The organism is Endozoicomonas sp. ALE010 (genome assembly GCF_049310165.1).
In the GTDB taxonomy this organism is placed as follows: Bacteria; Pseudomonadota; Gammaproteobacteria; order Pseudomonadales; family Endozoicomonadaceae; genus Endozoicomonas.
On the sequence record NZ_JBLYNV010000015.1, the window covers coordinates 23,783 to 48,307 of the forward strand.

Below are 24,525 nucleotides of genomic sequence, written 5' to 3' on the forward strand. Positions count from 1 at the left end.
CGCTACGGGCAATAGTCCCGTACAGCGTACCAGAGCAACGCAGATGATGGTGTGCTGCACAGGAAAGCCTATTATCTGACACCTGATGTATAACCAGAGACTATGGGTGGAAATTCACCAACTAATCATTAACCCAGGATTGCACTCGCCTGGATAAGTCAGACACGACGGACATAAACCGCGACACTGGCTGGTGGGTATCATAAGAGGGGGTCATAACAACTGGCTGGAGGGTATCATAAGAGGGGGTCATAACAATATGCAATAACCTCTGTTCAACAGGCTTTCCCCAGGGTGGCTCTACAACATAGTTTTCCCGAGGTTTAGCCGGCTGCTTTTCAGTTTCATCCGGGACATATTTGGCATTAGCGAATCGATGAATAAGATTGTCTGTGTTTGAGTAAACATGACCAAGGTTTTTTTCGAAAGGGTGGTCTTCAGCAGATCCCTTAGTAGCATAATATATTCCAAAACAATCCCTCCCCTCTAATTCCGCTGTTGCCAGCCCTCCTCCCGTGTAATAAGGACCACCCTCTTTAACTGAATCATCATTCATTAACATCACGAGGCTATAATCCCCCCTATCACGAAACCATTCAGTTCCGACTAAACCGTCACTGCGAATGTAATTTCGAATGATCCTCAACGCACACAATTCCACAGTCTGACCCTGCAATGAGAATTGCCCGGCCAACACCTCTACACCTTTTATTGCCAGATCAATCAATGCCTTATCACTGGTCATTAATTGGCACTCAAAGCTTTTCTGATTAACAATCCGAGAATCAGGAGCAAATTGTACGCGTACTTTGGTTTCTGGATAGCCTTCAGGGATTAAAGAAAAAATACATTGGTTGTCATCAACTCCTGGCAACACTCGTGAACAAAGTCTGGATTTCAGTATTGTATTATATTCATCTTTAACAAAATCATAGCTATCTATATTGATTGCATCGTTGGCCCGTTGCAGAATTCCCGGCTCAACAACCGGTTGTATCGTCCGGAAGGTATCACCGAACTTTACATCCTTCGATGAAGCTGGGCCCTCCTCCAGGATAGAAAGACTCATTGCTTGCGGTGATTTTACGTCACGAGTAGCTGTAATCATTTTTTGAACACCCGATAATTTAGCTCGTAAAAACGACTGATAATCAGTCACCAATTTTAGACCTTATGATCAGCAAATAGTTCAGCCCCGCTGAGTAGTTGGTCAAGGCTTCAGTCAATCGGTTTAACAGCCCTTTGCGCTTATATCAATCTTGAGTTCCACCGGCAAACCAGCGCAGACATCATAATTAAATTAATGTCTGCTCTATAAACAGCGATCAACATCCTGATAATTGGCATAAACACGGATTGTTGATCAATCGTACCTGTCGCATTATCTCCCTATTTTTCAACTTATCAGCGGACCACCATGCGACACCTGACTCCCGAAAAACACCCCGCTTTTGTTCTGATTCTCCTGACCCTGTTTGCGGTGGTAGGACCTGTGTCCATTGATATTTTCACCCCCTCGCTGCCGGCAATCACCGCGTTTTTTGGCACCACCTCCGCGATCGCTCAATGGAGTGTTGGTTTATTCATGCTGGGCTTTTCCCTGTCGATGCTGATTGTCGGCCCGTTGGCTGATCGTTTGGGCCGAAAGAAAACCCTGCTGATGGGCTATTCCCTTTACCTTGCGGCAACAGCAATCACTTTGCTGACGGATAGCATCTATCTGTTCATTGCCGCCCGTTTTGCCCAGGCCGTTTTTGGCTGCTTCGGAACTGCCGTTGCCAGAATGATGGCCCGGGACTATTACCGTGACCAGATGGAAGTGAAAATGCTGGCCTATATTGGCGGCTGCCTGACCATTGCCCCCATGGCCGCACCCATTGTCGGCGGTTATCTGCAGGAGTATGCCGACTGGCAGTACAGCTTTTACGTGATGGCAGCCATGGCGGTGATTGCGATACTGGCACTGACGCTCTTGCCAGAACACAAGCAGGAAACAACCACGGCAACCACATCGAAAAATTCTGTGCTGGCAGGCTATAAAGCGGTGCTGACGGATGCCCGCTACCTGCGCTTTACCATTGCCGCCGGTGCGGCATTTGCCGGAGCCTTTGTGTTTGTTGCCGGAGGCTCCTTTGTGGTTATTGGTCAGTTAGGCATTTCTCCGGCAACCTATGGCTACCTGTTTGCTGTGGCTATTGCCAGCTACCTGTTCAGCGCATCCATGGGCCCTAAACTGACCGCCAACATGAGCCGGACCCAGAGCACCCTGGTCGCTGGTAGCCTGTTGATGATTGGTGCCATGGTTTCCCTGGTGAGCGGTCTGCTGACGGATGGTCAATCCATCACCGGCTATGTTGCGGGTATCGCTATTTATGAACTGGGTCTCGGTCTGTTTATGCCGCTCTGTCAGGCCAGGGCCACTGAACATATGAAAGAGAATATGGGTACCGCAGCGGGCCTGATTTTCTTTATTGAGATGCTGCTGGCAACACTGATCAGTGCACTGATCGGCTTTCTGCCTGAAGCGGGTACCCTGTCGCTGTCAGTGATCACCTTAATCGCAGTTGCCATCTCCGGTGTCTGTCTGATGAAAACCAGCGATGTATCAGCAGTCACTCCACAGGCTGCCTGAATCTGTTGTTATCAAAGCGGGTATGAATCACCATACCCGGTTTCTCAGTCGGCTTGCCAACGGGTCAGAGAGTGCGGGGGGGGGGGGGGGGAGCAGGCCATATAAACGGATTATTGTCGATAGTACTATTATCCGGTACCATTGCAACTATACTATTTACCAATCAATACAATGAAAAAGAAACATGCCACGACACTGCGCAAACTGTTTGCCAGACCGGTCAGCGGCAGCATTCACTGGGCCGATATTGAAAACCTGTTTCTTGCTCTTGGTGCCAAAGTTGAAGAGCGTGAAGGCAGCCGGATCAAGGTGGTACTGTTTGGTGAGGTACGGATCTTTCACCGCCCACATCCGTCACCGGATACCGACAAGGGCGCGGTGGCCAGTATCCGCCGGTGGCTGGAGAACCACGGAGTGACGCCATGATTAACCAGATGAACATCAACGGCTATATCGCTGTCATTACTTACGACCCGGACATTGACCTGTTCCGTGGCGAGTTTATTGGCCTGAATGGCGGCGCAGATTTTTACGCGGCGGATGTCAAAAGCCTGCACCAGGAAGGCAAAGTCTCCCTGAAGGTGTTTCTGGAGGCCTGTCAGGAGGAAGGTATAGAGCCACGCAAGTCTTTCTCCGGCAAGCTGAACCTGCGTATTGACCCGGATCTGCACGAATCCGCCAGTGTGGCAGCAGCGGCCAGTAACCGCAGTTTGAATCAGTTTATTAATGATGCATTGCGCCAGAGCCTGAATTAATAGCTTCTGTGTCTGGTAAGCGTAAAGACGACGTTTTCAGAAAACTCAAGGAACAAATGACCAATGGCCACTGATAGCAAGGGCATTAGATCGGTTGATACTGTGTATATGGAGATGGCCCACTCCCTGGCCAAATTATCAAAGTGTGTGCGCCTTCAGGTAGGCTGTCTGCTGGTCAAGGATGGGCGGGTACTTTCCACAGGGGTTAATGGCACGCCTTCAGGCTATATCAACTGTAATGAGGCTGACTACGAAGAACACCACCCCTGGTCACTCAGGCATGAAATTCATGCTGAACTCAATGCGGTTATCTGGGCAGCACGGCTGGGTACTCCCATAGAGGGGGCTACCGCTTATGTGACCCACAGCCCCTGTGATCAATGCACCAAAAACCTGTTAGCGGCCGGTATCCGGCGCATTGTTTATGACATCCAGTACGACCGCAATCCCCAGGAAGAACTATCACAGTTCTGTCGGGAAAACGGCGTTGCCATTGAGCAGGTATCCATTAAATAACATCCGAGACATGCTGTGGATCGATAAAATTACGAAAGTCATAGAACTTATCTGCCCAATCGGAATAGTCGTCAAGGGAGTGGCCATACAGTGAGCGGCACGTCTGGCCTTTTCCCCTCTGGCAGGTGAACTCCCAAAAAATGTCTTTCATGACATGTGCCGCTGTTGAGAATTGAGCACCAAACTGCACACAAAATTCAGGATGAACGTGACCTATCAGACAGTTAATGTCCTTTTTCAACAACTCGGGGTTCCTGAACCAAAGCGATGAAGGCAGGCACTGAAAGGCTTGCTGAAAAACAGATTCCACCTGTTCATGCACACATTGCAAAATAGATAACCGTAACTCTGCTTTTACCGCCTGGATCGATTGTCCGGAATAGCGACATTGGGCATACAGCGCCTGGTTATCAAAGCTTTTGCATCTCAACAGCCACTGTTTATTTTGGATAAAGTGTAACTGTGCTACAGGATTTTCAATCTTACCCACATATTGATCAATGATTGCCAAAATCCCATTATAATTTTCCCGGCCTATGTCAAGGAGGAGCAACCGATTGGTTAAATCATTTCTGAAAGCGCGGGTATACACCCAGTGACGCTCAACTTCTTTTATTGACAAGCCAAAAGGAATTTTAACGCCCTGATTCACAGTAAGGCGAACCGGCTCAGGCTTGCCAGTAACGAGTTGCCACTGGTTCTCGTCCGGGCTCTGTTGCTGATGATCGGTTTGTTCCTCAAGCTCTGATTCACTGTCAGGTTTTCGCTCTGACTCAAGATCGGGCATTTGAATAGCAAAGTGCTTTTCACTCTGGACGTCAGTTAGCTTTTTCTCCTGGCGATGTTCCTGGCAGGCTTGCCTTCTGACGACAGCAGGCGGGCTCTTTTTCCTGGCTTTGCTTTTCCTGGCAGGTCCACTTTCGGGTGCCTTTCCCTCAGCCTCTTTACAGTGAAATTGATTATCTCCCGATAATGAACAGGCATTTTTTTCAGATTGAATTTCCTCTAACCGGTTCTCCAATTGCAGAACTTTTTCGCCAACCAGTTTAATCTCCATGGGGATTTTAAACCTGACCGACCTTACATTGCTTTTATCAGCCTGGTCATGTAAAAAACATCGGTAAACTTTCCAATGCTTCAGTGAGCCTGGCAGGTCTCCTCGTTTTTCAAGTAACATGGCAAGATATTTATTCATTTCAGGCCGTGAGCCAGTCGCCGACCGATAGTTAACTTCTGCTTTATTCAGCAGGTCTGTAAATTGTTCACTTGACTCGCCCTGAGAGCTGGCCAGCTTTTCGTAAAGAATACCTAACAATGCTTTTACACAAACATCTTTAATGTTGTCCTTTTCAATAAACTGAATCGCTAATTGATACTTACCCTTTGAGGCCATGCAAAGTCCAAAATAAAGTGTTTTACTTTTATGCCTGGCAAATTCAAGAAGCGCTGATGCCTTGGAAGGATTACCCAGCATATAGTAATACAGGGCAACTCTTTCAGAACGCAGTTGTGCACTTCGTGTCGATCCACGCATCAATAGAATTAATTCATAAGCATAATCCATAGCTCTTTTGACTATTTCAGCAGATTGATTTTTATGGTCATTTATTTCCACTTGAATGAATTCCAGGTATTCAAGTGCCTTTTCCGGATTCAAAGTGGTAGAGTAAGGCCAACGGGAAAACCCAAGATCATTCCAGAGCATGGTTAACAGTGCCAGAGTATTGTATTTTGTAGAGTTTTCAGCAACACTTCTAAATACTTCAACATCCTCCAGGACTTCTGCGATTGCAAAGCATGTACATTTTGCCAGTGCAATCTCTGATTCCTGTTTAGGGCATCTCTCCAATACCGAGCTTAGTGCGGCTAATTGGACCCTGTCAGTCGTTTTCCAGCGATAATTTACCAAGAATCCTGCAGCCAGAAAGTTTAAAACCCAATAGTCAGCAACACGACAGATGCCTCTTTCAACGCTGGCAATCGTCATTTTATGAAGAATACGGTTGTATGTTTTTACCTGTCCCGGGAGGGCTAACTTTACAGCAGCATTTTTTCCGGAAGAGTAGCCATAGGATGACATTGAGTATTCCATAGTTACCTTGTTGTAAAAATGTCCCAATGCCTGAAGAAAAGCAAAATAGGCAATCTCTTTCTCATGAACGGCCAACTCTGTTTCTAATAAAAGTGCGTTAAAGTAATTATCAAGAAAGTCAACATTGCCAGCATTAACTACTTCAACATAATGACCATCACAATATTCCTGGTAGAGATGGTGAAAAATAATCACCACTTTATCAAGTTTGGTCAAACTAAAGGGAGATCTTGCAACTTCAGCCAATTGTCCCTCCTGCTGTTCCCTGGCACTGTTACTTTTTACGGCTCCCGGTTCATCCCCGTATCGACACTCTTCTACATCACCTGAAGCAGGGCTATGCATTTGGCACCGATTATAGCCAGCAATAGCCGTTTCATGGTGAACTTTTTCAATAATAGATCTTATTCTAACCATAGCTTCTTTGCATTCTGACTCTTTAGCGAGTAACTTTGAAGATAAAGAACTTAAACTACTGCTATCACTGTCCCCTTCTGATGAGACAACTGCTTTTTTCAACTTCTCAAAAGCTTTCAGAAAAAGCTTGTTTTTATCAATAGACTCAATAGATTTTTCCAACTCCTTATCAACTGCCTTCATCTGCTCACAAACGGAATAAAATTTCGTTAAGGATTCAATTTCAGGAAAGTATTTGTCGTTATCGGGAAGCCACCATAAATTCAACACCTTGATGAGAGCATTGCCATTTGATGGTGGTATTAAGTCTCCGAGAGAATAAAGCATACTGAATGCTTCCTGCTCACTTGGCATGCCGTACAACATTCTTATGAGGAAATTCTCCTGAATATACAGAGCCGCCAACTTAAACCTGATCAATTCCTGATGGGGTATCTCACCATGAACCCTGGTGAGATCAATAATCTGTTGTTTTATTTCGTCAAGCTGCCGGGCTAATATTTCCGGATCCGGAGCTGTCTGTTGTTCAGCATGTTCAGTGCTCTGTGGTTTAACGTCCTGTTGCGAACCTTCACACGGCGATACTTGCTCCGAAGTACACTGGCTTGATTTCAACAGATCATGTGTACCATGAGACTGTTCGGAAGCTGCAATGACACGAACCTCCCTGTTAGCAATGCTTTTCCCATGACCATCTCTGAACGTGCCCGCTTCCTTCAGGGCTTTTTCACCGACCAATACTGTTGGTGTAACTTCCAACGGTTGTGTATCAGAACACACCTCCCCGCCCTCAGAGCTGTGCCTTACCGGGCTGTGGCTGCTACTTATTGGGTCCATAATCTGTCGCCTGTTTATTTATATTGATCAATAGATACCCTGGGAGCCTGTCGGGAAAACGGCGTCGCCATCCGGGCTAAATAATGTCCGAAAGATGTTGAGGATCAATAAAATCACGAAAGTTATAGAACTTTTCAGCCAAATTGGCATAGTCCCCGGGGGAGTGGCCATACAGTGAGCGACATGTCTGGTCGGTTACCCTCTGGCAGGTAAACTCCCAGTGAATATCTTTCATTACATGGGCCGCTGTTGAAAATTGAGCGCCAACCTGTACACAAAATTCAGGATGAACGTGATCTATCAGGTATTTCATGTCCTTTTTCAACAACTCGGGATTACTGAACCACAGAGGTGTAGGTAAGCACTGAAACGCATGCTGAAAAACAGACTCCACCTGTTCCCGCACACACTGCAAAATAGATAACCGTAACTCTGCCTTTAATGCCTGGATCGTTTGCCCAGAACGACGACAATGGACATAAAGTGCACGGTTATCAAAACTCTTACATCTCAACAGCCACTCTCTATTTTGTATGAAGTGTAACTGTGCTACCGGATTGTCAGTTTTGCCCACATATTGATCAATGAGTCCCAAAACCCCATCATAATCTCCCCGGCCAATGTCAAGGAAGAGTAGCCGATTGGTTAAAACATTTCTCAAATTGCGGGTATTTCCCCAGTGACGCTCGACTTCTTTTATTGAAAAGCAAACAGGAATTTTAACCCCTTGATTCACAACAAGCCGAAACGGGTCAGACTTCCCAGTGACCAGCTGCCATTGGTTTTCGTTCAGGCCCTGTTGATAATGGTGTTGAGGATCGGTTTGTCCCTCAAACTCTGATCCACTGGTAAGATGTAGCTCAGCCCCGGGATTCGGCACTTGAATAGAACAACGCTTTTCGCTGTGGATGTCTGCTGGCTTTTGTTCCTGGCAAGCCGGTTTCCTATCGGCAGCAGGTTGGCTCTTTTTCTTGCCTTTCCTTTTCCTGGCAGGTTGACGTTCAGGCTTCTTTTCCACAGTTCCCTGGCCATAAGATTTATCATCACCCAATAGTGACTCGGCCTTTTTCTCAGATTTAATTCCCCCTATCAGGCTCTCCAACTCCAGAATTTTTTCACCAACCAGTTTAATCTCCATGGGAATTTTAAACCTTACCGACCTTATATTACTTTTATCTTCCTGATCATGTAAAAAACAGCGGTAAGCTTTCCAGTGTTTTAGCGAGTCTGACAGATGCCCTCGTTTTTCAATCAACATGGCTAAATATTTATTCATTTCAGGCCGTGAGCCAATCACGGCCCGATAATTAAGCTCTGCTTTTGTGAGCAATTCATTATATTCTTCAGATGATTCGTTCTTAGAGCTGGCATGCCTTTCGCACAGAATACCTAACAGTGCTTTAATACAAGCATCTTTAATTTTATCCTTTTCAATAAACTGAATGGCAAACAGGTATTCACCCTTTGATGCCATGCAAAGCCCAAAATAAAGCGATTTGCTTTTACCCTTGGTAAACTTAAGAAGTTCCGATGCCTTTTGAGGATCATTCCGCATAAAGTAATACAGGGCGATTCTTTCAGAATACAGCTGTGAAATCGGCGTCGACCCCTGCATCAATTTATTAAATTCACAGGCAATATCCATGGATTGCTTCAACAATTCGGCACTTTGATTATCATTACTGGCTATTTCATATCGAATGAATTCCAGATATTCAAGCGCTTTTTCCGGATTCAAGGTGTTTGAGTATGGCCAACGGGAAAACCCAAGATCATTCCAAAGCATGGTTAATAGTGCAAAGGTATTGTATTTTTCAGAATTATCAGCAACACTTCTGTACGCTCCAACATCCTCCAGAACTTCTGCGATAGAAAAACAGGTATATTTTGCCAGTGCAATCTCCGATTCCTGTTTAGGGCTTCTCGCCACCGCCATGCTTAGAGAGGTTAATTGAGCCCTGTCTCTGGATGTCCAGCGATAATTCATCAGAAACCCTGAACCGAGCAGGCTTAAAACCCAAAAGTCAGCACTCTGACAAACATCACTTTTAATACTTGCCATCGCCATTTTATGAAGCCTGGCATTGTAAGTTATTGCCTTATTATAATGAGCTGTTTTTACATAATTACTATTTCCAGCACAGTAACTGACTGTGCACTCCATAGCTATCTTGTAGTAAAAATGTCCTAATGATTGTAGAAAAGCAAACCAGGCAATCTCTTTCTCATAAATGGATAACTCTGTTTCCAATAAAAGCTCGTTAAAATAATTTTCAAGAACATCAATATTGGTAAGATTAAGTGATTCAATATACATTTTATTGTTATGTATTTGGTAAAGATGGTGGAAAATAACCACTAATTTATCAAGCTTGGTCAAACTGAAGTCAGACTTCATAGCTTTGGATGACTGTTCTAATAACTCCCTCTTAATACTATTACTTTTTACGCCTTCCGATTCATCCCTGCAGGGATTATCCTCTACATCACTTAAAGCAGAGCCATGCACTTGAGATCTATTCTGACTGGCCGTAAAACATTCATTGCCCCCTTTTTTAAGAAGTCTGCCCAAGACCTCTTTAAACTCTTTTTCACTAAAACATTCTGAAGTAAGAGAACTTGCAGTGCTGTTATCACTGCTTCCTTCTGATGGGATCAGCTTTTTTTTCAACTCGTCGTTAAAAAGCAACCGGCCTTTGTCAAAAGGCTCGTCAACTGTATTCAAATCCCCGAGAGCTGTCTCCAAATACTCACTAACAGAATTAAGCCTCTTTAAAGAAATAGTGGTTGTTTCAGGAAAGTATTTCGCGTTACCGGGAAGCCACCATAAATCCAGCACCCTCATGAGAGCAGCACCATTTGATGACTGTGGTAATAAGTCTCCAAGCGATTCCAACTTACTGAATGCTTCCTCCTGACTTGCCATGCCGTACAACATTCTTGTGAGAATATTCTCCTGGATATACAGTGCAGCTAACTTAAATCTCATCAATTCCTTTTGTGGTATCTCACCATGAACACCGGTGAGTTCAATGATCTGTGTTTCTATTTCATCAAGCTGCCGGGTCAACATCTCCGGGTCCAGAACTTTTTTTTGTTCAACATGTTCGACACTCTGCGGTTTAATTTCCTGTGGCGCACCTTCACATAGCGCTACCTGAACCGTTTCACTCTGGCTCGGTTTCAATAGAGCACCTGTACTGACTCCATGAAACTGTTCGGACACTTCAATTACACGAACCTCCCTGTTAACAAAGCTCTTCCCATGACCATCTCTGATCGCGGCTGCATCAGTCAGCGCTTGATCACTTGTTGGAGTAACCATCAACGGTCGTGTATCAGAACACATCTTCCCATCCCCGGAGTTAAGCCTTATCCGGGTGTGGCTGCTACTCATTGGCTCCATGATTTACCTCCTGCTTAACTATTTTTTCATAACAATTGGATACCCTCGATGAAAGAAGGTTTCACTATGTTGGTACCATGGGTCGTTTATTTACAGAACCCATACACTTACACTTCTTCCTGACCCAACAGAAACCAGAGGCATCCGGGAGCCAAGTTCTGGTACTATGCCCGCTAGAAAAAATAACATTGGTCTGCTATCTATGCTGCAAGCTACGCCACACCAAAAAAAAGCCCTCTCTGACCTGACACAACTGCTGGAAAAACGCATTCTGATCCTTGATGGTGCCATGGGCACCATGATTCAGGACTATAAGCTGGAGGAAGTGGACTACCGTGGCGAACGCTTTGCCAGCCATGCCTGCGATGTGAAAGGCAACAATGATCTTCTGGTATTGACCCGTCCGGACATTATTCAACAGATCCACCGGGAGTATCTTGCAGCCGGTGCTGATATTCTGGAAACCAACACCTTTAATGCCACCACCATCGCCATGGCAGATTACCAGATGGAAGATCTGGTACCGGAAATTAATCACCAGGCAGCCCTTCTTGCCCGGGAAGTGGCCGATGAATTTACCCGGGCCAACCCGGATAAACCCCGTTTTGTCGCTGGTGTTCTTGGCCCAACCAACAGAACCGCTTCCATCTCCCCTGATGTCAACAATCCCGGCTATCGAAATACCAGTTTCAACGAACTGGTGAACGCCTATCAGCTGGCCGCCAAAGCATTGATTGAAGGCGGCGCTGATATCCTGCTGATAGAGACCATTTTTGACACCTTGAACGCCAAAGCGGCCATCTATGCGCTGCGAGACCTGTTCGACCAGCTGGGCTTTGCCTTGCCGATCATGATTTCCGGCACTATTACCGATGCTTCCGGTCGCACCCTGTCAGGTCAAACGACAGAAGCCTTCTGGAATTCGGTCGAACATGCCCGGCCACTGTCCGTTGGTCTGAATTGTGCCCTGGGTGCCAGTGAGTTACGCCCCTATCTTGAAGAACTGTCCAACTGCGCAGGTACCTGGACCAGTGCTCACCCCAATGCCGGTCTGCCCAACGCGTTTGGTGAATATGACCAGAGTCCCGATGAGATGGCAGAGATTGTTGCCGGGTTTGCCCAATCCGGCCTGGTCAATATTATTGGTGGCTGCTGTGGTACCACACCGGCACACATTAAAGCCATTGCCGACAAGGTTGCTGATATTCCCCGACGAGTCATGCCAACCATTCCGGTGGCCTGTCGTTTAAGTGGTCTGGAGCCATTTACCATTGATCGGGACTCATTGTTCGTCAATGTCGGTGAGCGCTGTAACGTCACCGGTTCCGCCCGCTTCAAACGTTTAATCATCGAAGAAGATTACGATACGGCTCTGGATGTTGCCCGTGACCAGGTGGAAAACGGTGCCCAGATTATCGACATCAACATGGATGAAGGGATGCTGGATGCCAAAAGCGCCATGACTACATTCCTGAATCTGGTGGCCTCTGAACCGGATATTTCCCGGGTCCCGATCATGGTCGACTCCTCCAAGTGGGAGGTCATCGAAGCCGGGCTGCAATGCATTCAGGGCAAGGGCATTGTCAACTCCATCAGCCTGAAGGAAGGTGAAGATATTTTCCGCCGTCAGGCCCGTCTTTGCCGCAATTATGGGGCCGCCGTTGTGGTTATGGCGTTTGATGAGCAGGGTCAGGCGGATACCGAAGCCAGGAAAATAGAAATATGTCAGCGGTCGTACAACATTCTGGTCAATGACGTCGGCTTCCCGCCCCAGGATATTATTTTTGACCCCAATATTTTTGCTGTGGCCACCGGTATTGATGAGCACAATAACTATGCGGTGGATTTCATCAATGCGGTGCAATACATTCGCGAGAATCTGCCCCACGCCATGAGTTCCGGTGGGGTCAGTAATGTCTCTTTCTCTTTCCGGGGGAACAACCCGGTTCGGGAAGCCATTCATGGGGTCTTTCTCTACCACGCCATCAAGGCCGGACTGACCATGGGCATTGTCAATGCCGGACAGCTGGAGATCTATGAAGAAATTCCCCCGGAGCTGAAAGACAAGGTTGAAGACGTCATCCTCAACCGCTCAGCGAATGGGACTGAAGCGCTGCTGGCCATTGCAGACCAATATCGGGAAGGTGGTTCTTCCGGCAAAAAAGAGGAAGATCTGGCCTGGCGGGAATGGCCTGTTAACAAACGGCTGGAACATGCACTGGTCAAAGGCATTACCACCTGGATTGTTGACGATACTGAAGCGGCAAGACTGGCCGCCAGCCGTCCTATTGAAGTGATTGAAGGCCCACTGATGGATGGCATGAACGTGGTGGGCGACCTGTTTGGTGAGGGTAAAATGTTTCTGCCCCAGGTGGTGAAGAGTGCCCGGGTGATGAAACAGGCGGTTGCTCACCTGGTCCCTTTTATCGAAGAAGAGAAAGGCGAGAGTGCGCGATCCAATGGCAAGATTCTGCTGGCGACGGTCAAAGGTGATGTACACGACATTGGTAAAAACATTGTCGGTGTCGTTCTGGCCTGTAACAACTTTGAGGTTATTGACCTTGGGGTCATGGTTCCCTGCGAAACCATTCTGAAAACCGCAGTGGAAGAAGACGTTGATATTATCGGGCTCAGCGGTCTGATCACCCCATCACTGGATGAAATGGTTTATGTGGCCAGTGAAATGCAGCGTCAGGGCATCAGACGCCCACTGATGATTGGTGGAGCGACCACATCACGGGCCCATACGGCGGTAAAAATTGAGCCGCAGTTCCAGGATGATCTTGCCATCTATGTCACCGATGCCTCCCGCAGTGTGGGGATTTCAACCCGGCTGATGAGTGATTCATTAAAGCCCGCTCTGGTGACAGAGACCCGCTCCGAGTATGAAAAAATCCGGATCCGTCACGGAAAACGGAGCAACAAACGGGCACTGCTCACTTATCAGGAAGCCCTGGATAACGCCTTCAAACCGGACTGGTCCCGATACCAGCCACCGGTTCCGACGTTTACCGGCGTTAAAGTGTTCGATGACTTCCCGCTGGAAGAACTGGTCAATTACATCGACTGGACTCCGTTCTTTATGACCTGGGATCTGGCCGGTAAGTTTCCCGCCATTCTTAAAGATGAAGTGGTCGGCGAAGCAGCCACCAACCTGTATCACGATGCACGGCAGATGCTGGATAAACTGGTCAACGAAAAGTTGATCCGTGCCCGGGCAGCCATTGGTTTCTGGCCCGCCAACCAGATCAATCACGATGACCTGGCCATCTATCAGGATGAAAAAAGAAGCCACATCAAAACAATCCTGCATCACCTCCGTCAGCAGGCACCAAAACCGGAGGATAAGCCCAATTACAGCTTGTCTGACTTTGTGGCCCCGGAATCATCAGTCCTGCCAGACTATGTGGGCGGTTTTGTGGTAACGGCAGGTATTGGTGCAGACCAACTGGCCAGGCAATATGAACAAGCCGGTGATGACTACAACAGCATTATGGTGAAAGCGCTGGCAGACCGTTTTGCCGAAGCGTTTGCTGAATGTATGCATGAAAAAGTGCGCAAGGAGTACTGGGGTTATGCCTCCAATGAGCAGCTCAGTAATGAAGAGCTGATCAGGGAGAAATACGCCGGTATTCGTCCAGCGCCCGGCTACCCGGCCTGCCCGGACCATACGGAGAAAACGGCATTGTTCGCTCTATTGAACGGTGAAGAAAATGCCGGCGTGTCACTCACTGAACACTTTGCCATGATGCCTGCGGCCAGTGTCAGTGGCTGGTATTTCTCCCATCCTGAAGCGAGATATTTCGGCCTGGGTAAAATCGATAAAGACCAGTTGGAAGTATATGCTGAACGTAAAGGCTGGTCTTTAGCAGAAGCGGAACGCTGGCTTCACCCCAATCTAGGAGGCTGACCGAGAATAGACTGCCCTACTGCGGTGGCAGCAAATTGGTCTAAAAATTACGTTTTGTTCGGCAAATAGCCCCGCTATTCACCTCACAAAACGAAATTTTTATCCTCAATTTTCTGCCATCCTCGCTACGGGCGCTATTCTCGGTCAGCCTCCTAGCCAATTAGACCTGGTAACCGGAGGGCAGCTTGCCCTCATACTTTTCATTCCACAATCGTTGAGGATCTACACTCCTGGCAAAATGACAATCACGCTTCCTGTGATGTTGTAGCAGATGTATCAGCTCCGATGCGAATTGCCTGATTGCTTCTGGCATGTCACTCAGAGCTGGCTTTTCGACTTTTTTGACATTTTCGGAAAAACCACAGGCAGGGCAGGTCAATGACGGGTAATAGGAGAAACCGAGATCATCACCTGGCACCAGTCCAGCCCGGGCGATTACCGATACCAGCCATGTTATATCACCCACTTTTGAATAATCATGATGCCACAATTTATGAAGGAATATATCAGTTACAAAATAATCGATATCAACTTTTTTACCCTTAAACCAGTCTTGAAATGCCGCGTAGCACCACTCAAAAGATTGTTTAAGGTAAACGTCCCCTATACGCTTATCATCACTATTGAACCGGGAACCCAACACTGAATAACGTTCACTGCCGATAAAATCCACCAGATCCCCCGGGTTTTGATATTCAAAATCTAACTCAAGGTGTGCGCCCAGGTAGTTAATGTGCAAATGTTGCAAGTCCTTTTGTGATATGTCCATTGGAATATCATCCCCTTGCGAAGTATATAAATAATTAACAGTTGTGCATTTGATAAACTCTGCATAACTGCTATCGCGAAGTGCCACTGTTTCAAACAGCTTGTTTATTTCCATATCATCCAGACAGGGGATATTCTCATCAGGCAAGCGCTGGAATGCGATCAACTTTACCAGTTCACAGAATTCTTTTTTTACGATTAAAACTTTGTTGATAGCCAATCGATCAATGCGCTCATGCATACATGTTGAATACTGGATAGCCTCTTTAAGTCCACCAATCATTTTCTTCAGATTGTCATAAATTTTTGCAAAACTGCATTCGTCAAAGCAAATATTCAGGTTCGTGCAGGTCAGGTGTCTTGACGTTATGGAATATTTTATCAATGTACCCTTAAAGGGTATCAATAACCTTTGGAGATAGAGCCTCCTTGTTCTCTCAGTCAGCATTTTTGAGCTTTGATTTTCAGTAATATATTCATCACATTGAGCCTTCACTGAACTCAGTTCGTCGTATAACTGTGGCAGGCTGAGCTCTGGTAATACGCATTCAGGTTCTGATTGAACCGGAGCTTCAGTGATGATTTTCTCAACGGCCTGCTTCACTGACGGTGATCTCTCCATAATCCGCAGATATCCGCTGAGCCATCTTAACAGGTTAATACTCAGGGGAAACTTGCACTGCTCCGGGCTAATAACGCACTCCTGCCTGAGAACAGCCCGTGACAATGCCGAAACCTCAACAGGGGTAAATAGTTGTCGGCTTTGGAGGGTGGATAAAAATCGGAGGCTATCAGCCACAGAACCGGGTATTTCGTAGCCCGTGATAGCCCTGTCTTGAATAGATTTAAAAAAGGACACCCCATTGCATTTGCGTTCGAGCTGACTGTTGACCAATGGTTTATTGGCAACATCGGGAGTGGCTCTGTGTAAATCCTGTAAATATATTGGGTTAGATGATGTTGTATCCATAATAATCCAATACCTGTTTTTATTTTTTGATCAACCGCCGATTTTGGACTCTTTTTTATACTGATAGTTCATATATGCTGGATAAACTGGTCAACGAAAAGTTGATCAGTACCCGGGGAACCATAGGCTTCTGGCCTGCCAACCAGATCAATCGATAAAGACCAGTTGGAAGTATACGCTGAACGTAAAGGCTGGTCTTTAAAAGAAGCTGAAGGCTGGATCCACCCCAATCTTGTCTGCTAGACCTGATAAGGGGTATTTCCAAAATAAATTGCACATTTCAATGTCTCAAAAGTAACCGGAGGGCAGTTTGCCCTCATACTTTTCATTCCACAATCGTTGAGGATCTATACTCTGCGCCAAATGACAATCACGCTCACTGTGATGTTGCAACAGACGTATCAACTCTGATGCGAACTGCCTGATTGTTTCTGGTATGTTACTCAGCCCGGACTTTTCGACTTTTTTGAGATTTTCTTTAAAATGACACTCAGGGCAGATCAACGACGGGTTATCAGAGAACCAGATACAATTACCCGGCATCAATCCAGCCCGGGCGATTATTGATACAAACCATTTTATATCATTCATTTTTGAATAATCATCACACCACAATTGATGAAAGCAACTCATAGTTTCTAACTTTGTGGTCTTATGATCCCTGAACCAGTCTTGAAATGCTGTATAGCAAAGCTCAACATATTTGTTATGGTAAACATCCCCTATATACTTGTTAATACTATTGAACCGGGAACCCAACGCTGAATAACATCTACTATTCAAGCCAATAAAATTCACCAGATTAGCCCGCCTTTTATCGCCTAAATCTAATTCAAGATGAATGCCCATGTAGTTAACGTACAAATGTTCTAAATCCTTTTCTGCCAGAGCCATTGGAACAATCGGACTTTTTTCCATACGTACCCTTCCAACAGTCTGGTATTTAGTGAACTCTGCATAACTTCTATCCAGCAGTGCTCTTGTGTCAAACAGTTTGTTTAATTCCATATCATCCAGACAAGGGATATTCTCATCAGGCAAGCGCTGGAATGCGACCGATCTTACCAATTCACAGAATTCTTTTTTCAGTATTAAAACTTTGTTGATACCCAGTCGATCAATTCGTTCATGCATACAGCTTGAGTATTGTATATTCTCATCAAGTTGATTAATAACGTTAATCATATGTTCGTAATGGAACGAAAAATTAAGTTTGAAAAACTGATTCCGTGCCAATAAAGAACTTTGATTATCTTCTTCCCAATCATCCCAAAAGGGTAACAATAGCCCATAGAGATAGAGCTTCTTTTCTTCATCAGTCATTGAGCTTTGATTTTCAGAGATATATTTATCACACTGGTCCTTCACCGACTTCATTTGGCTGTGTGACTTCAGCATACTGGTCATAACATTTATTTTGAGGAAATCTTCCACGTTATCCTTATTTTCATTCGGCATTTCAGACATTAAAAAATCAACGGCTGAATGAACCGGAGCATCAATGATAATTTTCTCAACGGCCATTTTCACTAACGGCGATCGCTCCATAATCCGCAGGAACCCACTGAGCCATCTTAACAGGTTAATACTCAGGGGAAATTTGCACTGTTCCGGGCTAATAATGCACTCTCCATTGACAACAGCCCGTGACAATGCCATGACCTCAGCTGTGGTTAATAGTTGTCGGTTTTCAAGTGTTGATAAAAACTGCAGATTATCGGACACAGAACCTGATATTCTAATGCCAGTGATCGTTCTGTCTTGTATAGATCTGAACAAGGATACCGTGTTTTTGCGTTCAAAATGACTGGTGACCAATGGTTTATTGGCAACATCGGCAATGGCTTCTTGTAAATCCTGTACACATAGCGGTTTTGATGATGTTATGTTCATAATAATTTCAGGTTTCTGTGCGGTTTTTTATTGGACTTTTTTTTGCCCGATAGTTCATAAATGCTGGAGATATTTAGCTTAATGAAGCAAAGGCTTGCCACCATTTTTCAGTTAGGCGTACCCATCATGCTGGCCATGCTCTCCCAGAGCATGATCAACCTTGTTGATGCCGCACTGGTGGGTCCCCTGGGAGAAGGTGCCCTTGCCGCTGTGGGTGCTGGCAGCTATGCGAATTTTGTAGCGCTATCGTTGATGACCGGCCTTTCAGCGGCTGTCCAGGCTCAGGTTGCCCGCCGTGTTGGTGCAGGCCGTTTTGATGAATGTGCCATGCCAACCAATCATGGACTGATCATTGCCTTCTGCTTTGCCATGCCAGTCAGTATTATCCTGGTCATCACTTCCCCCTGGTTGCTGGCGTTATTTGATCAGGGATCTCCCACCTTTAAAGGGGACGCAACGGACTATTTTCAGATTCGGGTCATGGCCCTTACCGCAGCCGCCATGAACCTCTCATTTCGAGGTTTCTGGAACGGCATTGGTGAGCCAAACGGTTTTCTGAAACTGCTGGTCTGCACCCATATTTGCAATGTGATCTTCAGCTTTATCCTGATCTACGGAAAGCTTGGCCTGCCTGCCCTGGGCGTGCAGGGAGCGGCCCTGGGAACCTTGCTGTCCATGTACCTGGGAGCCTTGCTTAATTTCCGGATGCTGAATAAGCGAGCCAGAAAATTCGGATTCCTGACGCACTGGAGAAATTGGCCGGCCTTAAAGCGCCTGGTTCTTCTGGCGATTCCTGACTCCCTGCAACAGACCCTGTTTGCCCTTGGCATGATGATGCTGTTTGCCATTGTTGCCCAATTAGGTATCCGTGAAATGGCCATCGCCCATGTGTTGATGAATACCTCCCTGATGCTGATACTGCCGGGTCTGGGTCTGGGCATGGCTGCCAATACCCTGGTCAGCCAGAGTCTGGGAGCCCGGGAGCCAGAGGTTGCCTGGCGCTGGGGGCAGGAAGTCATGTATACAGCCAGCGCCGTGTTACTGGTACTGAGCCTGCCGTTGATTTTTACCCCGGAGGCTGTGCTGTCGCTCTTTCTCCATGACCCTTCACTACTGGCAATGGGCTCAATCCCGATGCAGTTAACCGGCATAGGCATTGTTCTGGATGCGCCCTCCCTGGTCTTTATTCAGGCTTTACTGGGAGCGGGTGCCAACCGAACGGTGCTCTATATCCGATTTGTTGCACAGTGGCTGATTCTGTTGCCGCTGTGCTGGCTTATAGGCCCTGTTCTGGGGTTTGGACTTACCACCGTCTGGTCAGTACCCATACTGCAGAGAATGATTACCTCCGTCAGCTTCCTGGTTGTCTGGCGCTCACGGCGCTGGAGTAAAGTACAGATTTAAGGAAGGCATTTTCCCGGTTAAACAGCAACTCATCCGATTCAGAGCTGCATTGTTCCAACCAGCAGCAAGCCGCTCAGGCAATATTCCGCCTTGAAGTGAGTTATGCACTGGTTGCACTTCACCCCTGGTCGACCGTAAATGTCAGTTCACTTTTTTCACCGGCCTCTATTTTTTGCCAGTGTTCATCGAAATTGATCAGGTCATACAGTGAAACCCCCTCCTGAAGCCTGGCAAGTACCCGTTCATCTCTGGCCTTAATCTCTTCAGCGACAGGAATCAAATGTGCTGCTTCTTCCAAAGATAAAACCAGTACCCCATCATCATCACCGAAGATAATCTCACCCGGACGAACCTCTACACCGCCACACTCAACAACCTCCCGGGTATGAAATATCCGTTTTGACGTGCCTGACATTGGGGTAAACGTGTGTGCATAAACCGGGAAATTCATTGCTCTTACCGATGCCGTATCACGAAAGGCCCCGTCAATAACAAAACCGGCAACCCCTTTGCGCATCGCTTCCGTTGATAACAGCTCCCCTGCCACGGCTAATACACTGCCCTGGGTCTCAATAACCATAACATCCCCGGATTGGGCTTCCTGAATTGACTTGATCACCGTGAGAAAGTCATTATGACAGTTCACGGTATAGGCAGATCCGATCAGCTTAAGACCCGTCTGAAGCGGTCTTATTGCCGAGTTCATCACTCTCAGACGCTGGTCAGCATCCGCAAGATGGGATGTTTTCAAATCAGCCAGGCGGGAACGTATTTCGTTTAACTCCATGGGGAACCTCAGGTATACCGGGTTTACAGCTGACCTGACCACCAGACTCTGCCGGTAAGTGCTGTCAGATCACCAACACAGGAGGCTGAAAAGCATAGAAGCCGAGCTCAGTACAAAAATTGATGAACTGATCAATAAAGCCAGCCTGTCTGACCAACAGGAAGACGATAAGTAGTTAACTAAATGGAATCGTATATTTCTGGCTAAGTGGGCAGTTACTATGCAAGGCACAACGTAGGGAGCATAGCCGTAGCTATGTGACCGTAGTTGTAACGCCGCACGACTGCATGGATGCAGGAGCTAGAGCAACGCAGGAGCAGTTGCCGGGAGTGACTGTCCACTTAGTCAGAAAATACGATTTCATTTGGTTAACTACTTACTTACAAAGAGGCCAATGATTATAGCATTCCCGAGGATTTACAGTTCGCCCAGGAACGCCTGGAAAAGATAAAAGCAGCAAATAAAGCACTTGAAAATTCGGGTCGGAAATTTATCAAAGCCGATTTTACCTATGATGCTGTAGCAAAAATACTCACGCAGGAATGCCATTCCTTCAGGGGCCAGAAGAGATCATCATTACACCCCATCGACCGATAATAACAACTACTAATAAGTCGATATTGAGGAGCGTTCCCATGAACAGATTGTCAAGGGTCAGATGGGTCCTGCTGGTCAGTCTCTGCCTGGCGGTCAAGGCTTTCAGTGCCGGTCACAGCGTCCATATCCAGATGAGCAAGAAGGCCGTTGAGTTGGTCTCTGACCCGGCGTTGAGGAGTATCCTGCAAGAGTACCAGGCGCAGTGGGTGATTGGTTCTGGCCTACCGGACGGTGGTTACCTGAATGGTTATCCTTATGCCGAGATCAGTCACTGGTCGAAATTCCATCGCTCCTATTTCTCCCGAGTCCAGAAAACCTGCCCTCCTGACAAGCTGCAGCTGGCAGAGTGTAAAAAACTGGTTTCCCATTTTATGGGTATGGTGGCTCATGGCTTTGAGGATGAAATTTATGACAATTTATTGATGAGTTTATCCGACGAGGTGGATGGGCGTGGGGGGGATCATCTGGCCACGTCCAAGGATACCATCGTCGACAAATACGCCCTGTACGATTACCAGGGAGCCTACGATGTGCATCCTACTGCGGTATCACCGCTGGATGTGGTTTATCAGGCGCTGCAACCACTGCTGAAATCGAGAGTACAAATTAGCCACCTTGAAGAAGGACAGGGTAATATTGTGGCAGCAGCCGTTTGGGAGCGGCAGCTGGTCAATCCGTTCAGCAATCTTATGGACAGTCGGTTATACCCATGGCTCCGGCAGAACTACCGGGACGGCATTGGCGGCATCAATTATACCGGGATCAGTGTTGCGAGGTTATGGGATTACTACTGGGCAAGGTTCAAGGGGCATGATCAGGTTGAGCCACATTTTACGGTGTATCCTGAGCCAGGGGGAACTATCGGCCTGAATAGCAATATTGGCCGTGGACGTTTTATGTTTATTGCTGATCGGCCACTTTCTTATTTTTACAGGGAGCTTGAGCTGCAAAAGTTGATGCTCGATGGCTCATGGCAGGAAATCGCCTCTAAAAATTACTATCGCCCTGATGGTTATCTCCACGCTGTTTTTCCGATTGGAGGTTTTGTCGCCGGGGAACAGTATCGGGTCAAAATGTCCTATTCCGTTGATGGACTTCATTTTGACCGGGAACTGATATGGAATGCCACCGCAGCAGGTATTCCCTGAATGGCTAGACTGATATGTAATAAAAACATAACAGGGAAAGACTGATGACGTTGCCACATCTTGACTCACAACAGGTATTACCCCCTTTCCAAGGGCCTTTGCTTCCCCCGGATCAAGTTGCAACTGACTCGTCAGGCAGCGTCGTTGTGGTACCGCCTTTAACCACTCCCCAGGAAAATTTTACAGACATTGCCCAGGTCCCGTTGGAAAAGCGCACCATTAAGGTTAGCGATTACAATCTTGTAAATGAACAATCACCCTCCCGATTAAAAAAACTGGCATCCGCCATAAAAATCATTGGTGCTAATGTCATCAGGGCAGTTAATGACAGCGTAACCACCCGGCGACTGCTGCTCAGTGGCCTGTTGGGTGGTCTGGTGGGGCTGACATCCGGCGTCTTGCTGATGGCTTCGCTGACCGGGGGTCTCTCCATGGTTACCCTGATACCGTCACTCTCTATTAGCGCCCCAGCGGCGGTGGTGGGGGCATTAGTGGGGACTGCCGGGGGAATGATCATGTTGGCAGGTTATGGTGTCGCCAAGGGGCTGGTGCGTTCAGCAGCCTACCTCTGGCGTTCGCCGGAACAGCGCTTTCTGCATGATTACCGGCAGGCGGCAAAAGAGTTGGAGTCGCTGGAAGAAGAGCGTGTCAACAACCGTCACATGCGCTCTGAAAAATATATGCGGATTGGCATATTAAGAGCTTATCTGGAGCCCCGACGCGCTGAATGTCACCAGCTGTTGACCGCAGACAATGCCCCCGATAAAGTCTGGCGTCAATATGGCTTCCACTCGGGCAATAATATTCCTCCCTCTTCGATGGTTTGAGTCTATTCCCAGAAAGCCTCCCAGGAGGCTGACCGAGCATTCCCTATTAAATTGTTAGAAAACTATTTTCCCTTTAATCAAGGGCTTATCTGCCTGTTGCAGGCAACTGCTGACGCCAGAATCCACGCTTCTTACTGCGGGCAGCTTGTGCCTTGCATCTCCGGTGATGTTTTTTGTACGATGCTCTTGCTCTGGCGAACAAGAATGAAAACAGTGGTTACTGTGATTCCGCCCCTTGAATGGACTTTTTTACAACCATCACAAACTATTCTTCTTGCCGAATGTCTAAACTGTTCAAGATTGTAAGATTCCAGAATCTTCAGTTATGAGGATGAATTGTTAAGGAAGTGTGTTGTATGTCTCAGGCTGAAATTGTTCACCACTCGAGCAACGATGAAAAAGTCAGGGCTTTTTTCAAGGGTGCCGCAGCCATTATTCCGCTGACTGTCGCGGTCCTGCCCTGGGGTATCCTGACCGGATCGCTGGCTATTGAGTCGGGCTTTGACCCGGTTCAGAGCCAGGCACTGTCAGGCATTATTTTCGCCGGTGCCGTTCAGCTGGCCATTATGGGCATGATCCAGGCCGGAGTGGGTTTGGGCAGCATTCTGATTTCAGCCCTGCTTATTACCTCCCGCCACTTCCTTTACTCCATGGTGATGCGGAAGAACATCAGCCCGCTGCCGCTCAAATGGCGTCTCGCCCTGGGCTTCCTGTTAACCGATGAACTGTTCGCCATTGCCAACCCCGGTCAGCTGAAACGCTTTGACCGCTGGTACGCACTGGGAGGAGGATTATGCTTTTATCTTGGCTGGAATCTTGCCACCCTTGGCGGCATCATCGCTGGCGCAAGCTTTGAAAATCTTGATGCCCTCGGATTGGATTTCGCCATTGCTGCCACATTCCTCGCCCTTGTTATCCCGAGCATCAAAAATGCCCCGGTACTGGTTTGTGTCCTCACTGCGCTGGTAACATCGGTCATTTGTCAGGTAATGCAGATTGAGGCCGGCCTGCTGATCTCAGCCCCCCTGGCCATGGTGGCTGGTTTTGCCTGTGCCAAAGCCACTGACAGAGGAGAAAGCTAATGGATACCTGGGTTATTCTGTTCATCGTAGCGGCCCTGGTTTTTGGCAGCCGCTTCCTCCTGATGGAGCCATGGCTCCCCCTCAAACTCAGTGACACGGTTCAGCAGGCATTGAGTTTTTCCGCACCCGCCGTGCTGACCGCCATTGCGGCACCGATTGTCTTTATTCGTGAGGATCAGCTCAGCCTGTCCATGGGCAACCATTATCTGATTGCCGGCATTATCGTAGTATTTCTTGCCCTGATGACCAGGAACACATTACTGACCGTCATCCTGGGTATGCTTTCATTTCTGCTGCTAAGACATGTGCTGTAAATACGGGAAGCCTTCGGTCTGTCTACTTCCCGCTCAGGAATTCTCCTTCAGGGATGGGACTTTTTCGGGGGAACACTTATGTATAAATTACTTTGGCAGGGGTTATTGATCAGGTCAAAAGTAAAGCCAGCAAATAATCACTGGCTTTATTTTCACGGCTATTGGTATGC

The 24,525-nt window shown here is 47.1% G+C and carries 16 protein-coding genes; 10 read left to right on the plus strand and 6 right to left on the minus strand.

Annotated elements, in window-relative coordinates:
• Window positions 1-121 precede the first annotated feature (121 nt).
• Window positions 122-1,159 carry a hypothetical protein gene (locus ACO6UY_RS08670; RefSeq protein WP_422489648.1) on the minus strand — a complete coding sequence of 346 codons (1,038 nt, stop codon included), beginning with the start codon at window positions 1,157-1,159 and terminating at the stop codon, window positions 122-124.
• A 258-nt stretch (window positions 1,160-1,417) separates the two neighbouring features.
• Here ACO6UY_RS08670 and ACO6UY_RS08675 point away from each other — a divergent pair, with 258 nt between their 5' ends.
• From ACO6UY_RS08675 to ACO6UY_RS08690, 4 genes are all read left to right on the plus strand, one after another.
• Entirely contained in the window at window positions 1,418-2,632 is a 1,215-nt protein-coding gene (locus ACO6UY_RS08675) for a multidrug effflux MFS transporter (protein ID WP_422448152.1), read from the plus strand.
• 171 nt (window positions 2,633-2,803) lie between these two features.
• Window positions 2,804-3,058: a type II toxin-antitoxin system HicA family toxin gene (locus ACO6UY_RS08680; RefSeq protein WP_422448154.1), complete on the plus strand. Its 255-nt coding sequence runs from the start codon at window positions 2,804-2,806 to the stop codon at window positions 3,056-3,058.
• Window positions 3,055-3,387, plus strand: coding sequence for a type II toxin-antitoxin system HicB family antitoxin (locus ACO6UY_RS08685; RefSeq protein WP_422448156.1), 333 nt, complete (start codon window positions 3,055-3,057; stop codon window positions 3,385-3,387). The genes ACO6UY_RS08680 and ACO6UY_RS08685 overlap by 4 nt, the downstream gene beginning before the upstream one ends.
• Before the next feature lie 63 nt (window positions 3,388-3,450).
• On the plus strand, window positions 3,451-3,903 hold the full coding sequence (locus ACO6UY_RS08690; protein ID WP_422448158.1) for a deoxycytidylate deaminase: 453 nt from the start codon (window positions 3,451-3,453) through the stop codon (window positions 3,901-3,903).
• Here the strand turns inward: ACO6UY_RS08690 and ACO6UY_RS08695 are convergent.
• On the minus strand, window positions 3,896-7,171 hold the full coding sequence (locus tag ACO6UY_RS08695) for a hypothetical protein (protein ID WP_422489650.1): 3,276 nt from the start codon (window positions 7,169-7,171) through the stop codon (window positions 3,896-3,898). The two genes, ACO6UY_RS08690 and ACO6UY_RS08695, sit on opposite strands and share 8 nt — an antisense overlap.
• 154 nt (window positions 7,172-7,325) lie before the next feature.
• The gene (locus tag ACO6UY_RS08700; RefSeq protein WP_422489652.1) at window positions 7,326-10,655 is read right to left on the minus strand and encodes a hypothetical protein; all 3,330 of its coding nucleotides are present in this window, start codon (window positions 10,653-10,655) and stop codon (window positions 7,326-7,328) included.
• A 202-nt stretch (window positions 10,656-10,857) separates the two neighbouring features.
• On the opposite strand from ACO6UY_RS08700, the gene metH reads away from it, so the two are divergent.
• The gene (metH, locus tag ACO6UY_RS08705) at window positions 10,858-14,565 is read left to right on the plus strand and encodes a methionine synthase (protein WP_422489686.1); all 3,708 of its coding nucleotides are present in this window, start codon (window positions 10,858-10,860) and stop codon (window positions 14,563-14,565) included.
• A 160-nt stretch (window positions 14,566-14,725) separates the two neighbouring features.
• Here metH and ACO6UY_RS08710 read toward each other — a convergent pair whose 3' ends face one another.
• Together ACO6UY_RS08710 and ACO6UY_RS08715 are read right to left on the minus strand one after the other, a co-directional pair.
• Entirely contained in the window at window positions 14,726-16,303 is a 1,578-nt protein-coding gene (locus ACO6UY_RS08710; RefSeq protein WP_422448164.1) for a hypothetical protein, read from the minus strand.
• Window positions 16,304-16,591: 288 nt separating this feature from the next.
• Window positions 16,592-18,196 (minus strand): hypothetical protein, encoded by a 1,605-nt coding sequence (locus ACO6UY_RS08715; protein WP_422448166.1) that lies wholly within the window; start codon window positions 18,194-18,196, stop codon window positions 16,592-16,594.
• 81 nt (window positions 18,197-18,277) lie between these two features.
• Between ACO6UY_RS08715 and ACO6UY_RS08720 the strand changes: the two genes are divergently transcribed.
• Complete coding sequence (locus ACO6UY_RS08720) at window positions 18,278-19,600, plus strand: MATE family efflux transporter (RefSeq protein WP_422489654.1); 1,323 nt, start codon at window positions 18,278-18,280, stop codon at window positions 19,598-19,600.
• A gap of 118 nt (window positions 19,601-19,718) precedes the next feature.
• On the opposite strand, the gene ACO6UY_RS08725 is transcribed toward ACO6UY_RS08720, so the two are convergent.
• Entirely contained in the window at window positions 19,719-20,387 is a 669-nt protein-coding gene (locus tag ACO6UY_RS08725; RefSeq protein ID WP_422448170.1) for an RraA family protein, read from the minus strand.
• 635 nt (window positions 20,388-21,022) lie between these two features.
• On the opposite strand from ACO6UY_RS08725, the gene ACO6UY_RS08730 reads away from it, so the two are divergent.
• The 4 genes from ACO6UY_RS08730 (at window position 21,023) to ACO6UY_RS08745 (ending at window position 24,355) form a co-directional block, all read left to right on the plus strand.
• Window positions 21,023-22,132, plus strand: coding sequence for a hypothetical protein (locus ACO6UY_RS08730; RefSeq protein ID WP_422489656.1), 1,110 nt, complete (start codon window positions 21,023-21,025; stop codon window positions 22,130-22,132).
• Window positions 22,133-22,176: 44 nt separating this feature from the next.
• Entirely contained in the window at window positions 22,177-22,959 is a 783-nt protein-coding gene (locus ACO6UY_RS08735; protein WP_422459799.1) for a hypothetical protein, read from the plus strand.
• A 356-nt stretch (window positions 22,960-23,315) separates the two neighbouring features.
• Window positions 23,316-24,041, plus strand: coding sequence for an AzlC family ABC transporter permease (locus ACO6UY_RS08740; protein ID WP_422459801.1), 726 nt, complete (start codon window positions 23,316-23,318; stop codon window positions 24,039-24,041).
• Complete coding sequence (locus tag ACO6UY_RS08745; protein WP_422459803.1) at window positions 24,041-24,355, plus strand: AzlD domain-containing protein; 315 nt, start codon at window positions 24,041-24,043, stop codon at window positions 24,353-24,355. Before ACO6UY_RS08740 ends, ACO6UY_RS08745 begins: the two co-directional genes overlap by 1 nt.
• Window positions 24,356-24,525 lie beyond the last annotated feature (170 nt).

Coding starts and splice junctions, on each gene's coding strand:
- ACO6UY_RS08725 (WP_422448170.1), bottom strand. CDS start 20,387: ATGGAGTTAAACGAAATACGTTCCCGCCTGGCTGATTTGAAAACATCC.
- ACO6UY_RS08715 (WP_422448166.1), bottom strand. CDS start 18,196: ATGAACATAACATCATCAAAACCGCTATGTGTACAGGATTTACAAGAA.
- ACO6UY_RS08700 (WP_422489652.1), bottom strand. CDS start 10,655: ATGGAGCCAATGAGTAGCAGCCACACCCGGATAAGGCTTAACTCCGGG.
- ACO6UY_RS08685 (WP_422448156.1), top strand. CDS start 3,055: ATGATTAACCAGATGAACATCAACGGCTATATCGCTGTCATTACTTAC.
- metH (WP_422489686.1), top strand. CDS start 10,858: ATGCTGCAAGCTACGCCACACCAAAAAAAAGCCCTCTCTGACCTGACA.
- ACO6UY_RS08720 (WP_422489654.1), top strand. CDS start 18,278: ATGAAGCAAAGGCTTGCCACCATTTTTCAGTTAGGCGTACCCATCATG.
- ACO6UY_RS08745 (WP_422459803.1), top strand. CDS start 24,041: ATGGATACCTGGGTTATTCTGTTCATCGTAGCGGCCCTGGTTTTTGGC.
- ACO6UY_RS08730 (WP_422489656.1), top strand. CDS start 21,023: ATGAACAGATTGTCAAGGGTCAGATGGGTCCTGCTGGTCAGTCTCTGC.
- ACO6UY_RS08675 (WP_422448152.1), top strand. CDS start 1,418: ATGCGACACCTGACTCCCGAAAAACACCCCGCTTTTGTTCTGATTCTC.
- ACO6UY_RS08740 (WP_422459801.1), top strand. CDS start 23,316: ATGTCTCAGGCTGAAATTGTTCACCACTCGAGCAACGATGAAAAAGTC.
- ACO6UY_RS08735 (WP_422459799.1), top strand. CDS start 22,177: ATGACGTTGCCACATCTTGACTCACAACAGGTATTACCCCCTTTCCAA.
- ACO6UY_RS08680 (WP_422448154.1), top strand. CDS start 2,804: ATGAAAAAGAAACATGCCACGACACTGCGCAAACTGTTTGCCAGACCG.
- ACO6UY_RS08710 (WP_422448164.1), bottom strand. CDS start 16,303: ATGGATACAACATCATCTAACCCAATATATTTACAGGATTTACACAGA.
- ACO6UY_RS08690 (WP_422448158.1), top strand. CDS start 3,451: ATGGCCACTGATAGCAAGGGCATTAGATCGGTTGATACTGTGTATATG.